The following is a 15,010-nucleotide window of genomic DNA, read 5'->3' on the forward strand; positions in this document are numbered from 1 at the left end:
AAGTAGAGAGGAGAGGATAAGATGGAGGATCAAGGCGTATTAGCAGGTTTCTTTGCTCTTAGTTTTGCGTTTATTCTTGTTATATTGATTTGGGCAATTATTTCATATTTGTTAACGGCTTTTGCACTTTATTCGATGGCGAAAAATGATGGTGCAACGGACGGGGTGCTTGCGTTTATTCCGTTTTTGAATAGTAAGACATGGGGTGACTTAGCGAAAGATAAATTACCAGATTTTTTGAAAGAAGAAGCAGGGTGGAAAGTATTCGGCATATATGTTGCATGTTTTATTTTTAATTTCGTACCAATTATAAGTTTACTAGCAACAGCTGTATCGATTGTATTGTCCATTTATCTTATCTACGCTATTTTAGACAGATACGGAACGAACTCTATATTATTTACGATTATTCATGTAATCACATTTTCGGTGTTCTTACCGATTCATTTATTTATTATTCGGAATGAACCGGTGAGATATAAAGAGTAGATTTTTCGTTTTGTTGATAAGTCGATATATTTTAGATATAAGTAAAAAAGCGCCCTGATTATCAGAGCGCTTTTTTTACTACATAAGGTAGCGTAAATAAATATAAATGTGAGAAATGATTAATGAAACGATCATAATTGGGAAACCGACTTTTAGGAAGTCCATGTAACTAAATTTATGTCCTTCGCGGCTCGCGATACCTGCAACGATTACGTTAGCAGAAGCTCCGATTAATGTTCCGTTTCCGCCCAGACAAGCACCTAGTGCTAATGCCCACCATAATACATCGATTTGTGCGTCAGATGGTGATAAGCCTAGCCCAACTGCCATATCGTTAATAAGTGGAATCATTGTTGCAACGAATGGGATGTTATCAATTGTTGCAGAGGCGATACCAGATACCCATAAAATAAGAATGGATGCGTAAGAAATATCTCCGCCTGTTATACCAATTACTTTTTGAGCTAACATTTTGATAAGACCGATATCGATAAGTCCTCCAACAAGTACGAATAGCCCTGCGAAGAAGAAGATTGTTACCCATTCTACACTTGCGAATACCTCTTCAATTTCATGTTCTTTCACACCAATTAACATAAGTACAGTAGCACCAGTTAAGGCGATAATAGCGGCATCAATATGGAAAATAGAATGAGTCATGAAACCTATAATTGTAAGTCCAAGTACCGTTAAAGATTTTTTCATTAATACTGGATCTTTAATGTATTGTTTTTCATCTAAGCTCATTAATTTTTTTACTTGTACAGGATCGGCAATTAATTGTTTGCGATACATGAAGTAAAGTATTATCGCTGTAACTGCAATAATAATAATTACGATTGGTGCTAGATTCAATAGGAAAGCATTGAAGTCTAAATGCTTATTTGCAGAACCAATCATAATATTAGGTGGATCACCAATTAATGTTGCTGTTCCTCCTATATTTGAAAAAATAATTTCAGAAAGTAAATAAGGAACAGGATTTACTTGCAGTATGCGCGTAATAGATAAAGTAACTGGAACAACAAGAAGTACAGTTGTAACGTTATCTAAAAATGCGGAGCCAAGCGCGGTAAGTAGGGAAAGGGAAATTAAAATTTTAATTGGATTTCCTTGTGCCCCTTTTGCTGCTTTAATGGCAACGTATTGGAAAACACCTGATTTACTCGTAATGTTCACCAAAATCATCATACCGATGAGTAGCGTAATCGTTCCCCATTCAATATGTTTCGTAAAGGCGTTATGTAAATCGACGACCCCCACAATTACCATGAATGCTGCACCGAGAAGTGCGATGACAGCGCGATTAATTTTTTCAGAAATAATAATGGCATATGTAATTAAAAAGACTGCGATAGCAAAATAATACTGCCAGTTAGCGAGTTCTTGCGTTGTTTCGTGCAAAAATCTCATCTCCTTTCATTCATTTTTCTTAGTGTGTCAAATATTAACTAGATGAAACACACATAACGTCATTATAAAGTAGAAAAACTGCGGATGTAAATGAAAGGAGAGATTTTGTCATATTTTCTGCATAGGTCATTTTTTCTTATTTTTTAAAATATTTGTGGGCATTTGACATATATATAAGATACATCCAATCTGAATATTTAAAATGGAATTAGCATTCGAGCTTGTTCGTGTAGGAGTGTCAAATAGAAAGGAATGACAAAAATGATAAGGAAGGGATCGTATGGATGAACAACGATTTTTATTTTTAGACTTTGAGTTTACGATGCCCCAGCATAGAAAGAAACCGAAAGGATTTTTTCCAGAGATTATTGAGGTAGGACTCGTTTCAGTTGCTGGCTGTAAGGTAGAAGATACGTATTCATCACATGTCAGGCCGAAAACATTTCCTTCTTTAACGGATCGATGTAAGAAGTTTTTGGGAATAAAACAAGAAGTCGTGGATAAAGGGATTTCATTTCCTGAACTCGTTAAGAAGCTTGCAGAATACGAAACGAAATGTAAACCGACAATTGTAACGTGGGGAAATATGGATATGAAAGTGCTGAAACATAATTGTGAAATGGCAGGGATAGCTTTTCCATTCTTCGGACAGTGTCGTGATTTATCGCTTGAGTATAAGAAGTTTTTTGGAGAAAGAAATCAAACAGGATTATGGAAAGCAATTGAGGCGTATGGAAAAGTAGGGACAGGGAAGCATCATTGTGCGCTTGATGATGCGATGACGACGTACAATATTTTTAAACTAGTAGAAAAAGATAAAGAGTATTTAGTAAAGCCAGCACCTCCAACATTAGGAGAACTTGTTGATTTTTCAAAAGTGTTAAAGAAAGTGAGCACACAGTAACGACCAAATTGCACATTATGTAATTTGGTCGTTTTGTTTTTTAGAGTTTGTAGTCTTTCTTTAACTGTTGCAATGTTTCTAGACTACGCTCTGCAAAAGGTGAATCATCTTCAGAAAATGAATTCATTTGAGTTTCTAATGCTAATTTTAGTGACTCGGTATAATCCGGAATTTCTCCTTCATATTTTTTCACCATTTGCTCTGGAATGTTCGTCTGTTCACGGAAAGCTAAAGCGCGTCTTTCATGGAAAAATGGTACGTCAGCTTGTTTTACGTTATGTAAGTCACCTTGCACCGGATGTTTTAAAACAGCTAATACTTTTACGACGTAACTGCCAGGGCGGCTATTTGTAACTTCGCCGATGTATTTTCCTGTTTTATAAATACCAGTAACGATTTCGCCAATTTCAAATGTTTCTCTCATATTTTTCACCTCAAGTTTATAGTAAGGAAAGTAGGAGAAGGAGTCAAAGAAATCATTTGCTTTCAGAACGCCCCTTGAGAATATGGATAGGTTCCACTATAATTTAAAATGATATAACAGAAAATTCTGATGTTTTATAAATCCTATAATAAGGAGTGTTCTATATGATGCCTTTATATTTTCCGGAAGATAAAACAGAATATATTATTCCAGGGATTGTTTGCGTTCTATTTATTATCGGTGCTATTGCCACGTGGCGCATGTTTATTCGTGTATCAAAAAGAGAAGCAGAGCGATTGCAGAAAGTTGAAGAAAAACTATTAGCTGAAAAGAAACAGTAATGCATTTTTGTATGTTTCCCTCTATGCTCGGACAATCTAAGGGCAGAATATATTTTGGAGGGAATAAAATGAAGAAACGGCTTTTTTTCAGTTGTTGTTTATTATTTCTGATGGCAGGTTGTGACCAAGGAAAGCCGAAAGAAATTGAAGTGAAATTACATAATGCTTCAGGAGATGAAGTAGGGACTGCGAAAGTAGTGCAGCAAACAAGTGGAGTGAAAATTACGATTAAAGGGGAAGGTTTCACTCCAGGCCCGCACGGACTACATGTACATGAAATCGGAGAGTGTAAGGCACCTCGTTTTGAATCATCCGGAAATCATTTTAATCCAGATGATAAAAAACATGGTCTTCTTAATCCGAAGGGTGCAGAAAACGGTGATTTACCGAACGTAGTTGCAGATGGTTCTGGAAAGATTAAAGCGGAAATTAATACCCCACACATCACACTTGAAGAAGGAAAAACGACGATTCATAGAAAAGATGGAGCGTCTATTATTATTACAGAAAACCCTGATGATGGTATGACTCAACCGACAGGTAAATCAGGGGATCGAATTGCTTGTGGCGTAATTGTAAAAAAAGCATCGGATATGAAGAAAAAGTAAAAGCTACCGTGAATGGTAGCTTTCTTTGTGAAATGTAATTGAAAATATATCAGCGATTATTGGAATATATCGACTGTAACTCAAATTATATCGGCGATTATTGGAATATATCGACCGTAACTTGAAATATATCGACTTACCGACAAAATATGACAAAGGAGTCTGTCCAAGAATGATTAGGGGGACAGACTCCTTTCTTATTATGAAAACGTATGACGCAGTCTGTTTAAAATTTCTTCTAAAACAGATAGTGGACAGCCGATATTAATTCGAATATGTTCTTCGCCACCTAACCCGTATTTCTCACCAGGTTCAACAATGATTTTTCCTTTTTCCTCAAGTAATGCAGTACGCTCGTTTTGAGAAAGCTTTAGACGAGAACAGTCAATCCATAATAAAAAGCTACCTTCTGGCTTCGTTAGGGAAAGAGCAGGTATGTGAGTTTTAATATATTCACAAGCAAATTGAGCATTATCTTCTATATATAATCGAATTTCGTTTAGCCAATCATTACATTCTGTATAGGCACTTTGCATCGCTGTATAAGCGAAGATATTTAATCCGTGGAAGCCTTGTCTATATTGGATAGATGTAAAGGCTTGACGGAGTTTTTCATTTGGAATGATAATAATCGATGCTTGTAATCCAGCGATATTAAATGTTTTACTTGGAGCCATACAAGTGATAGTGCGCTCTGCTAATTCTTCAGTTAAGGAAGCGAACGGTGTATGTGTATGATCTGCATAAATAATATCGGAATGAATTTCATCCGCCACAACGATTACGTTATATTTAGTACATAACGATCCGAGCTGCAAAAGTTCCTCTTTCGTCCAAACGCGCCCGATTGGGTTATGAGGGCTACAAAGAAGCATGAGTTTGATGCCTTGCTGAAACTGCTTTTCTAAATGCTGGAAGTCTATCACATATGTATCATTTTGTTTCTGTAATGGACTCACGTATAACTGTCTGTTGTTTGTTGTGACCATTTCGAAAAATGGAGGATAAATAGGTGGTTGTACGAGAACGGATTCGTTTTCTTTTGTGAAAGCCTGTATGCTCGTACTAAGAGCTGGAACGATTCCGGCGCTAAAGACAATCCATTCTTTTTGAATATCCCAGTCGTATTGTTGTTTTGTCCAGTTACAAATAATATTCCCAATATTTTCGGGAGGAAGTGTATAGCCAAAAATCGGATGTTCGATTCGTTGTTTTAAGGCAGTTTGAATTGGTTTTGGTACTTCAAAATCCATATCAGCAATCCAAGCATGGATAAGTTCTTCGTTTTTATATGTATCCCATTTTATACTATGCGTTCCACGTCGATTGATTGCTTTATGAAATAGTTGCATAAGTTTGCTCCCTTCTTCTGTAAAACCAATAAGTTATGAAAGTTCTCTCTCTTCTTATAGAATAGCTGATGTGATAGGATAAAGAAAAGTATTAAAAAGTGAAAAGGCGGGAAGCGAATGGGTACATATGAAAAGATGATAGAGGTTGTGAAGAATTGGGATCCGTTTCAAATGGGACCGGAGTTTTATGAAACAGAAGCGAGCGATGTTGTGAACGTCATAAGTGTGTTTGACGATCCAAAATACATCGCAAAGAAGATTCAACATATATACTTTATGTCTTTTGAGGAAGTACCTGCGCTTGAAAAATGTGAGAAATTAGCTATGGAATTACTTGTAATAAAAGAAGGTGGAAGCTGTTCATTATAGGCTGTCGGAATTTCCGACAGCCTTTTTTATATTATCCCGCTATTTTCCGGGCAGTAAGACCCTCACCTCAAAATTCAGCGGAAGCAAAGAAGTTAGGTAGGGACTGATTAAAGTTTCATTTTATTGCGCGGAAAAAGCGATAATTTCTTCATAAACATGTTCAGGCTTTTCTTCAGGTAGTAAATGTCCTGTATTTTCATAAGAAATAAATTTTGAATTCGGCAAATCTTTGTGTAGACGATGACCTACATGTACAGGGACGACGCGGTCTTTTTCACCCCAAATGAGTAGGATAGGTGTTTCGATTTTTTGTAATTCAGTTGAAGATAAGTCACCTTCACGGTCTCGTATCATGCGAGTTAAAGCGGGAAATATACGGTTGTCATAAAAAGGAGCGGAGTAACCTTTTTTCATTTCATCGTCAATTAATGAGTGATCATGAACGACATTCATTAAGTTATGAACAATGCCGCGCCGTATAATCCAGTTCTTTACGTATAAATGAAAGAACGGTAAATAAGAAGAGTATAGTAAAGGTAAGGTTGCGCGCGCTAAATAGCTCGAGCTACATAGTAAAATCGTCTTTGAAATGAGTTCAGGACGTATACGGTTTACATAGAGAGAAATTTGCCCACCCATAGAATGCCCAACTAATACAATGTTTGAGAGAGATAAATGTTCAATTAAATCAATAATAATCGTTGCTAAATTGTGATAAGAATACTTAAACAGATGAGACTTATCACTTTTTCCGAACGGTGGTAAATCAAGAGCAATGACTGTTCCTTCCTTCGCTAGTAAAGGAATGAGACGGCGGTAACTGAATGAGGAAGATAAAAAGCCGTGAACGAGTACGAAAGTAGGGCGTTCTGTTTTATTATCATGTTCATACAATTCGTAATGAACAGTAGTGCCGCGAGTGGAAAAAGTGAAATAAGGACAAGTATATTTATGATTCATTTTTTGTCACTCCATTGATTTTTGTTCATATCATCTCCAAGGAAGAAGAAAATATGTTAACAAAAAAAGGCAAGATGACGATGTCATCTTGCCTTTCGTTTATTCAGTATTACCCGCGCACAATATTAGGCGGTGTTTTTCCTTGTAATCCTGCAACTAAATTTTCAGCGGCGGTCATGGCCATTTGCTGACGAGTTTTTAATGTTGCAGATCCGATGTGCGGTAAAGTCACAACATTTTGTAATGATAAGAGTGGATTATCTTTTTGAATTGGCTCTTGTGTAAAAGTATCGATGCCTGCTGCAAAGATTTTCTTTTCTGTTAAAGCATGGATTAACGCTTCTTCATCTACTGTTTTCCCCCGAGAAGCATTAATGAAGATTGCTGTTTCTTTCATTAATGAAAATTCCTTTTCTCCGATAAGGTGATATGTTTCATCTGTTAATGGAGTAAGAAGAACAATAAAGTCAGACTGCTTCAGTAGCGTCTGTAAATCACAATATGTAGCATCGAATTTTTGTTCAGCTTCTTCTTTACGACGGCGGTTATAGTAAAGAACATTCATATCAAATCCGAATTTTGCTCGTTTTGCAACGGCTTCTCCAATTCGGCCCATACCGATAATACCAATTGTGCTATGGTGTACATCTAGTCCGAAGTGTTCTTTTCCGATTTCAGCGTTCCATTCACCATTTTTCACGTAAGAATCGAGTTCGCAAACGCGGCGCCCAGCTGATAGCATAAGGGCGAAAACGAGATCAGCTACTGTATCATCTAATACGTATGGTGTATTCGTTCCGATAACCTTTCGATTTTTCATCGCTTGTAAATCAAAATTATCGTAACCAACAGAAATGTTGCTCACTACTTTTAAGTTAGGAGCCACTGTCAGTAATTCTTCATTAATAGCAGATCCGAAATTTAATAACCCATCTTTATCTTGTATTTTCTCTAATAGAACATCACGAGGTACTTTCTCATTTTGATCCCATTTTTCATAATCACAGTGTTCTGATAAATAGTTTTCTACAAATGTCGGAACTGGTTCAGCAATATAAATTTTTGGTTTCACGGTTCCATCCCCTTTCGCTTTATCACGCATTTTTCCGCTGATTAAAGTTTCACTTTATTTTGACATAATTCAATAGAAAAATCTTCTTTTCAAACTGGAAAGGGTATTTGTATAATTTAGACACAAACGAAAAGGAAGGATGATTTATATGGTGACAGAAAAAGAATTAGAATTATTAGCTTGTCTTGAAAAGAGTAGTCGATTATCTGTAGATACATTAGCGAAGCTGTTAAATATAGAAGTAGAAGAAGTAAAGAAGATGGTTGCGAGATTAGAAAATGAAAAGATTATTGTGGATTATGTAACACATATCGATTGGACGAAAGTGAAAGAACATACAGGTTTAACGGCAATGATCGATGTGAAAGTTACGCCAAAGCACGGCGTTGGGTTTGATGCGGTTGCTGAGCAAATTTATCGTTATTCAGAAGTGAAATCCGTTTATTTAATGTCAGGGACATATGATCTTTCTATTACATTAGAAGGTAAAACGATGGGGGAAGTAGCGATGTTTGTTTCTGAGAAATTAGCAACAATTGAATCTGTCGTTTCTACAACTACTCATTTCATTTTGAAGAAGTATAAACATGAGGGCGTTATTTATGAAAAAAACGATGATGATAAGCGAATTGTGGTGACACCATGAAGCAATTTGAACTATCTAGATCAGCAGAATCTTTAAAACCATCTGGTATTCGAAAATTTTTTGATTTAGCAGCAAATATGAAAGGTGTTATTTCCCTCGGGGTAGGAGAGCCGGATTTTGTTACCCCTTGGAATGTAAGGCAAGCATGTATTCGTTCTTTGGAACAAGGGTATACGTCATATACAGCAAATGCAGGATTATTGGAGCTCCGTCAAGAAATAGCAAAGTATCTAAAAAAACAATTTGCAGTATCTTATGATCCAAGTGATGAAATCATTGTTACAGTTGGAGCGAGCCAGGCGTTAGATGTAGCGATGCGTGCCATTATAAATCCTGATGATGAAGTGCTCATTGTTGAACCAAGCTTCGTTTCTTATGCACCACTTGTGACATTAGCTGGAGGAGTTCCGGTTCCTGTGGAGACTAAGCTAGAAAACGAGTTTAAAGTACAACCAGAACAAATTGAAGCAGCTATTACAGCGAAAACAAAGGCGATTTTACTTTGTTCACCAAATAACCCGACAGGTGCAATGCTAAATAAATTCGAGCTTGAAGAAATAGCAGTGATTGTTGAGAAGTACAATCTAATTGTATTATCTGATGAAATTTATGCAGAGCTTGTATACGACGAAGCATATACAAGTTTCGCGAGTATTAAAAATATGCGCGAGCATACGATTTTAATTTCAGGATTTTCAAAAGGATTTGCGATGACAGGATGGCGTCTCGGTATGATTGCAGCTCCTGTTCAGTTTTCAGAATTGATGCTCAAAATTCACCAATATTCCATGATGTGTGCACCGACGATGTCTCAGTTCGCAGCACTTGAAGCGTTACGTGCGGGGAATGATGAAGTAATTCGGATGAGAGATAGTTATAAGAAGCGTCGTAATTTTATGACGACATCTTTCAATGAAATGGGCTTAACGTGTCATGTGCCGGGCGGAGCATTTTATGTTTTCCCTTCTATATCTTCAACAGGATTATCTTCAGCGGAATTTGCAGAACAGTTATTGCTGGAAGAAAAAGTAGCTGTTGTCCCTGGTAGCGTATTTGGCGAAAGTGGTGAAGGGTTTATTCGTTGTTCTTATGCGACGTCGCTTGAACAACTTATGGAAGCAATGAAGAGAATGGAACGGTTTGTTGAAAATAAAAAAAGGACAAAACGTAATACGTTTTGTCCATAAAAGGGGGGGAATACTAGAAAGCCATGTGTTAGTAGTCTATCCCAATATTGGAGAATTATACTTCTTTAAGGGAAATTTTTCATGAATTTTGAATGAGTTCTGTCATAGTGGTATAATTTACTAATATAAGGTATGCGCATTCTAGATATTGTTATCTAGAATGCGTACTAACCAATCGGATATTTAAAATAAATATATCTGCTTTGCTCTCTATAATTGTAGAGAGAATGGTAAACGTATGGGAGTGTTTCATATGTCAGAACAATATACAACAGGAGTGGTTGTAACAGGGAAAGTGACTGGAATTCAAGATTACGGTGCGTTTGTAGCGTTAGATGCAGAAACACAAGGACTTGTGCATATATCTGAAATTACAAATGGATATGTAAAGGATATTCATGACTTTTTAAAGGTCGGCGATACAGTAGAAGTAAAGGTACTTTCAATTGATGAAGAGCACAGAAAAATGAGTTTATCGTTAAAAGCGGCGAAAAGAAAACAAGGAAGGATTCTTATACCGAACCCATCTGAAAACGGATTTAATACGCTGCGAGAAAAGTTGGCAGAATGGATTGAAGAGTCCGAGTTAACAAAGTAAAAGAGGAACGCATATGAGCGTTCCTCTTTTACTTTATCTTATGATATATATTTGCAAATATGATTGCATGCAATCATATTCGTATGTCGGAGGTGAAAGGACATACTGACTATCGAATTTCGTTTGTTTCTGGGTGCGTACCAAGATTTTCAGATGGTTTAAACAGTAAACCAAGGTTGATAAGCCCAGATATACCAACGATGCCGTAAATAATACGTGCAAGAGCTGAATTTTGTCCACCGAAAATGGCTGCTACTAAGTCAAACTGGAAAAACCCGATTAGTCCCCAGTTCACAGCGCCAATTACAGTAAAGACTAATGCGATACGTTGCAAAGTACTCATGAAAAAGCCCCCCTTAATTGTGAAGCATGAGCAAGCGATGAGTTAATTAACTCTTTTATAGAATGGGGTAGTTATGTTGTTTTTATACATAAAAAATGTTTGGAAAGGGATGTATATACATCTATACCGAAAAATGCGAATTTTTATGCAAAAAATGAACTTTTTCTAAAAAATATATATTGGTTACGTTTACAATTTCCTAATCGCTTGATTTACAACTTCAGTTTCGCTAAAGTGAATACAGAAATACATATCCATAATTGGAGGGAAAAAGATGAGTACACATGTAACGTTCGACTATTCTAAAGCGTTATCCTTCATCGGTGAACATGAAATCACTTATTTACGTGATGCAGTGAAAGTAACACATCACGCAATCCACGAAAAAACTGGAGCTGGGAACGATTTCCTTGGGTGGGTAGACCTTCCGCTTCAATATGACAAAGAAGAATTCGCTCGCATTCAAAAATGCGCAGAAAAAATTAAAAATGACTCTGACATTTTACTTGTTGTAGGTATTGGTGGTTCTTACCTAGGAGCACGCGCAGCAATCGAAATGTTAAACCATTCTTTCTACAACACGCTTTCTAAAGAACAACGTAAAACTCCACAAGTGCTATTTGTTGGACAAAACATTAGCTCCACTTACATGAAAGATTTAATGGACGTATTAGAAGGTAAAGACTTCTCTATTAACGTTATTTCCAAATCAGGTACAACAACAGAGCCGGCACTAGCATTCCGTATCTTCCGTAAGTTATTAGAAGAAAAGTATGGAAAAGAAGAAGCTCGCAAACGTATTTATGCAACTACAGATAAAGCGCGTGGTGCATTAAAAACATTAGCTGATAACGAAGGTTACGAAACATTTGTTATTCCAGATGATGTTGGAGGTCGTTTCTCTGTATTAACGCCAGTTGGTTTATTACCAATCGCAGTAAGTGGCTTAAATATTGAAGAGATGATGAAAGGTGCAGCTGCTGGTCATGATGACTTCGGAACATCAGAACTAGAAGAAAATCCAGCTTACCAATACGCAGTAGTTCGTAACGCTTTATACAATAAAGGAAAAACAATTGAAATGCTTGTTAACTATGAGCCAGCACTTCAATACTTCGCTGAGTGGTGGAAACAGTTATTTGGTGAAAGTGAAGGAAAAGATCAAAAAGGTATTTTCCCATCTTCAGCAAACTTCTCAACTGATTTACACTCATTAGGTCAATACGTTCAAGAAGGGCGTCGTGACTTATTTGAAACAGTTCTTAAAGTAGGTAAATCTACACATGAACTAACAATCGAATCAGAAGAAAACGATTTAGACGGATTAAACTACCTTGCTGGTGAAACTGTAGACTTCGTAAACACAAAAGCATACGAAGGTACATTACTTGCACATAGCGACGGGGGAGTACCAAACTTAATCGTAAATATTCCTGAATTAAATGAGTACACATTCGGTTACCTTGTATACTTCTTCGAAAAAGCATGTGCGATGAGCGGCTACTTATTAGGCGTGAATCCATTTGACCAACCCGGAGTAGAAGCATACAAGAAAAACATGTTTGCTTTACTTGGTAAACCAGGATTTGAAGAATTAAAAGCAGAATTAGAAGAGCGTTTAAAATAATAAAAAGCGACCGGATTCCGGTCGCTTTTTATTATTTTATCGAAAAGTCCATCAGTATATTCAAACTAAAGTGGGTATGCTAAAGGAAAAGTCTAGGAGGGATGGGCTTGATTCCGATTCAATCAAATTTAGAAGGACGTACATATGCGTTATATAAGTTAGAAGAGATTATGAAACCACTTGGATATAGCATTGGTGGTAATTGGGATTATGATAAAGGATGCTTCGATTACAAAATTGATGAAGAAGATGGGTATCAATTTTTACGAGTTCCATTTACAGCCATTGATGGAGAACTAGATGTACCAGGCGTAATAGTTCGTCTTGGAACGCCGTATATTCTTTCGCACGTATATCAAGACGAACTAGATGATAATGTGAATACTTTAACAGCTGGAACGAGTGGAATGGATCAATTTGCTGAGCCGAAAGATCCAGATGGAGATGTGAAAAGAAAATATATCAATATTGGGAAAGTGCTCATGCAAGAATTAGAGCGTCATTTTACTAATGGTGAATAACAATGAGTATGTCGCTTTCAATGAGAACAAAGGAATGAACTGGATTAATCATATATTGTTCGTCGCGCTTTATACCTAGTAAGAGAATGTTTTGCTTTAAAAGAGTATAGCTACAATTGGCAAAAGTTTGTCCGGTGCAGGACGATGGAAGCTCCATCAGTTGTAATTTATTATCAGAGATTTCGTCGTAAAGTGAAAATAGTACACCTGAAATGGAAGGGAATAAAAGAGAAGCGGTAAATACATAGCTCGTTAATTTATTTCCTTCTATAATTTCTGACACGCCAGCTCTCGTTGCATTTTGTATTTGTTCAGAAGTAAGAAGTTCAGCGATGCAGTGAATGTTTGGGTTGAGCCCTTTTGCAGTTAAAATATTTAAAATGGACTGTGTATCCGCTAAGCTTTCGTTTTTTTCTTTATCAGCTGTTATTAATATGGTGTGTGCCGTTGCAATATTGGCCTTTAATAAAGTTTGATCGTGATGCGGACAACCTTTTATAAATTCCAAATGATGAAATGGTTTTGGGAGTAAAGAAAGTGTTTCATCAATTAAAACGATATCAAGGTTTGGTTGTAATACGTGCATTTGCTTTACAACATGTTTTGCGCGCTCATTCCAGCCAACGATAATCATATGACCGTTAGAAGTAGCGGCTTCTTCACCTTTAATTTTCATATATTGTTTATTAATCATTTCAGTAGCAAACAGCACCATATAATAAGAACAAAAGCCAGTTCCTAATAAAATAATACTTATACCTATTAGTTTTCCTATCGTCGTATGGGGAGCAAAGTCGCCATATCCAACTGTAAAAATGGTAACGATTGACCACCAAATTCCGTCAAACCATGTAGTGAAATGAAAAGGTTCTAATCTATGTATAAGAAAACCGGAAAAAGCAGTCAGTACAATAATAAAACAAATTAAACGAAAAATAATGGAATCACGAAATGTATCTACTAAATTCGGACGGGATTTCAATTGCCTATTCCTCCTTACTTTGTAGGACTACATTCATTGTTGCCATTATAGAAAAAAGAAAAACTCTCTAATTAAAGAGAGTTTGTTTTATGTTACATACTTTCCACTTCAGTTTGTTGGACACTTTCAAGATGCTGGAGAGCATAGTAAACATCAGCAGTATGTCTTTTTTGATCAATGGACAGTTTAAGATGTAAATAGTGAGAACCGTTTTCTAATGTTTTAAGCTTCATATTCTTAACTTTTATATCCATTTCTTTTATTTCTTCAATTACGATTGGGATATTGTCCATATTTCGTACAACAAGTTTCACAGCGATATCACGTTGACGAAATGATCTAGGGCCTACATATTTCATCGCGAGTGGTATAAGTTCGACACTAATCATAAGGAAACACATTCCGAATATCGCTTCAATATAGAATCCGGCCCCAACAGCAATACCAATACCAGAAGCACCCCAGATCATAGCGGCAGTCGTGAGTCCTGCAATGCTATCGTTGCCTCTTCTTAAAATTACGCCAGCACCTAAAAAACCAATTCCAGATACAATTTGAGCGGCAAGTCGAAGTGGATCCATATTCATATGATCGGTATGTGGTAAGTTATAAGCTGCTTTAATAGAAACAATCGTTAGGAGGCAACTAATAATAGAAATAACTAGACACGTTTTTAAACCAAGTGGTTTCCGTTTTAATTCGCGTTCTAAACCAATGGCAAATCCTAAAATAGCCGAGAGACCTAGTTTGATTAATAAATCGGTATAGTCCATATATATTCCTCCTTGTATGATATGCTATATGAATAAAACGTTTATTATAGAAAGAAACGTCTTTTGATAGAGTAACTTTATATAAAATATATGTAGGAATTGCTCATACATGAAAGAGATATTTCGTTTAAGTATATGATATAAAAAAAGAAATGTGGGCAGTTTTAAAAAAAGTTTATAAAAGGTGTTGCATTTCATTTTTCACCATGATATATTAATAACCGTCGCTGATGCGGAAACGCAGAAAACGACAAAAAAGAAATTGAAAAACTTAGTTGACATCGAAAAACGAAGATGTTAACATAAGGAAGTCGCAAATGAGCGACCAAGTAGTTCTTTGAAAACTGAACGAAACAAACAACGTGAAACGTCAATTTTTATTTTAGATGCTAGACAAACTA

General features: G+C 36.3%; 18 protein-coding genes. 10 read left to right on the forward strand and 8 right to left on the reverse strand.

Going from position 1 to position 15,010, the window contains the following annotated elements:
• Positions 1 to 21: 21 nt before the first annotated feature.
• Positions 22 to 489: a hypothetical protein gene (locus ACTFP3_RS29345; protein ID WP_000390061.1), complete on the forward strand. Its 468-nt coding sequence runs from the start codon at positions 22 to 24 to the stop codon at positions 487 to 489.
• 78 nt (positions 490 to 567) lie between these two features.
• Here the strand turns inward: ACTFP3_RS29345 and ACTFP3_RS29350 are convergent, their stop codons facing one another.
• Complete coding sequence (locus ACTFP3_RS29350) at positions 568 to 1,893, reverse strand: ArsB/NhaD family transporter (RefSeq protein WP_440012028.1); 1,326 nt, start codon at positions 1,891 to 1,893, stop codon at positions 568 to 570.
• Between the two features lie 289 nt (positions 1,894 to 2,182).
• Between ACTFP3_RS29350 and kapD the strand changes: the two genes are divergently transcribed.
• Positions 2,183 to 2,806: a 3'-5' exonuclease KapD gene (gene kapD, locus ACTFP3_RS29355; RefSeq protein ID WP_000344356.1), complete on the forward strand. Its 624-nt coding sequence runs from the start codon at positions 2,183 to 2,185 to the stop codon at positions 2,804 to 2,806.
• A gap of 40 nt (positions 2,807 to 2,846) precedes the next feature.
• On the opposite strand, the gene ACTFP3_RS29360 is transcribed toward kapD, so the two are convergent.
• Positions 2,847 to 3,230 (reverse strand): kinase-associated lipoprotein B, encoded by a 384-nt coding sequence (locus tag ACTFP3_RS29360; RefSeq protein ID WP_001209344.1) that lies wholly within the window; start codon positions 3,228 to 3,230, stop codon positions 2,847 to 2,849.
• Between the two features lie 164 nt (positions 3,231 to 3,394).
• Between ACTFP3_RS29360 and ACTFP3_RS29365 the strand changes: the two genes are divergently transcribed.
• Together ACTFP3_RS29365 and sodC are read left to right on the forward strand one after the other, a co-directional pair.
• Positions 3,395 to 3,571, forward strand: coding sequence for a hypothetical protein (locus ACTFP3_RS29365; protein WP_000982757.1), 177 nt, complete (start codon positions 3,395 to 3,397; stop codon positions 3,569 to 3,571).
• A 68-nt stretch (positions 3,572 to 3,639) separates the two neighbouring features.
• Positions 3,640 to 4,179 carry a superoxide dismutase [Cu-Zn] gene (gene sodC / locus ACTFP3_RS29370; RefSeq protein WP_440012029.1) on the forward strand — a complete coding sequence of 180 codons (540 nt, stop codon included), beginning with the start codon at positions 3,640 to 3,642 and terminating at the stop codon, positions 4,177 to 4,179.
• Positions 4,180 to 4,379: 200 nt separating this feature from the next.
• Here sodC and ACTFP3_RS29375 read toward each other — a convergent pair whose 3' ends face one another.
• Positions 4,380 to 5,531, reverse strand: a complete 1,152-nt coding sequence (locus ACTFP3_RS29375) for a MalY/PatB family protein (RefSeq protein WP_440012031.1) — start codon at positions 5,529 to 5,531, stop codon at positions 4,380 to 4,382.
• 117 nt (positions 5,532 to 5,648) lie between these two features.
• Here ACTFP3_RS29375 and ACTFP3_RS29380 point away from each other — a divergent pair, with 117 nt between their 5' ends.
• Positions 5,649 to 5,900, forward strand: a complete 252-nt coding sequence (locus tag ACTFP3_RS29380; protein WP_000537638.1) for a YugE family protein — start codon at positions 5,649 to 5,651, stop codon at positions 5,898 to 5,900.
• A gap of 120 nt (positions 5,901 to 6,020) precedes the next feature.
• Here the strand turns inward: ACTFP3_RS29380 and ACTFP3_RS29385 are convergent, their stop codons facing one another.
• Positions 6,021 to 6,860 (reverse strand): alpha/beta fold hydrolase, encoded by an 840-nt coding sequence (locus tag ACTFP3_RS29385; protein ID WP_001015860.1) that lies wholly within the window; start codon positions 6,858 to 6,860, stop codon positions 6,021 to 6,023.
• Between the two features lie 109 nt (positions 6,861 to 6,969).
• Positions 6,970 to 7,962 (reverse strand): 2-hydroxyacid dehydrogenase, encoded by a 993-nt coding sequence (locus ACTFP3_RS29390; protein WP_002041993.1) that lies wholly within the window; start codon positions 7,960 to 7,962, stop codon positions 6,970 to 6,972.
• 118 nt (positions 7,963 to 8,080) lie between these two features.
• On the opposite strand from ACTFP3_RS29390, the gene ACTFP3_RS29395 reads away from it, so the two are divergent.
• The 3 genes from ACTFP3_RS29395 (at position 8,081) to yugI (ending at position 10,363) form a co-directional block, all read left to right on the forward strand.
• Entirely contained in the window at positions 8,081 to 8,578 is a 498-nt protein-coding gene (locus tag ACTFP3_RS29395) for an Lrp/AsnC family transcriptional regulator (RefSeq protein WP_025686922.1), read from the forward strand.
• A complete protein-coding gene (locus ACTFP3_RS29400) occupies positions 8,575 to 9,765 on the forward strand; it encodes an aminotransferase (RefSeq protein WP_000808536.1) in 1,191 nt (396 codons plus the stop codon). Before ACTFP3_RS29395 ends, ACTFP3_RS29400 begins: the two co-directional genes overlap by 4 nt.
• 253 nt (positions 9,766 to 10,018) lie before the next feature.
• Positions 10,019 to 10,363 (forward strand): S1 domain-containing post-transcriptional regulator GSP13, encoded by a 345-nt coding sequence (gene yugI / locus ACTFP3_RS29405; protein WP_000003764.1) that lies wholly within the window; start codon positions 10,019 to 10,021, stop codon positions 10,361 to 10,363.
• A gap of 109 nt (positions 10,364 to 10,472) precedes the next feature.
• On the opposite strand, the gene ACTFP3_RS29410 is transcribed toward yugI, so the two are convergent.
• Positions 10,473 to 10,706, reverse strand: a complete 234-nt coding sequence (locus tag ACTFP3_RS29410) for a DUF378 domain-containing protein (protein WP_000105788.1) — start codon at positions 10,704 to 10,706, stop codon at positions 10,473 to 10,475.
• A 274-nt stretch (positions 10,707 to 10,980) separates the two neighbouring features.
• On the opposite strand from ACTFP3_RS29410, the gene ACTFP3_RS29415 reads away from it, so the two are divergent.
• Positions 10,981 to 12,333 carry a glucose-6-phosphate isomerase gene (locus tag ACTFP3_RS29415; protein WP_000103654.1) on the forward strand — a complete coding sequence of 451 codons (1,353 nt, stop codon included), beginning with the start codon at positions 10,981 to 10,983 and terminating at the stop codon, positions 12,331 to 12,333.
• A 107-nt stretch (positions 12,334 to 12,440) separates the two neighbouring features.
• Complete coding sequence (locus ACTFP3_RS29420) at positions 12,441 to 12,854, forward strand: YugN-like family protein (RefSeq protein WP_000612334.1); 414 nt, start codon at positions 12,441 to 12,443, stop codon at positions 12,852 to 12,854.
• Here ACTFP3_RS29420 and ACTFP3_RS29425 read toward each other — a convergent pair.
• Together ACTFP3_RS29425 and ACTFP3_RS29430 are read right to left on the reverse strand one after the other, a co-directional pair.
• Entirely contained in the window at positions 12,841 to 13,836 is a 996-nt protein-coding gene (locus ACTFP3_RS29425) for a potassium channel family protein (RefSeq protein ID WP_000842320.1), read from the reverse strand. The genes ACTFP3_RS29420 and ACTFP3_RS29425 overlap by 14 nt on opposite strands.
• Positions 13,837 to 13,928: 92 nt before the next feature.
• Positions 13,929 to 14,609, reverse strand: coding sequence for an MgtC/SapB family protein (locus ACTFP3_RS29430; protein WP_000386676.1), 681 nt, complete (start codon positions 14,607 to 14,609; stop codon positions 13,929 to 13,931).
• Positions 14,610 to 15,010 lie beyond the last annotated feature (401 nt).

The sequence above is a fragment of the Bacillus cereus group sp. MYBK5-2 genome (genome assembly GCF_051915685.1).
Classification (GTDB): domain Bacteria; phylum Bacillota; class Bacilli; order Bacillales; family Bacillaceae_G; genus Bacillus_A; species Bacillus_A cereus.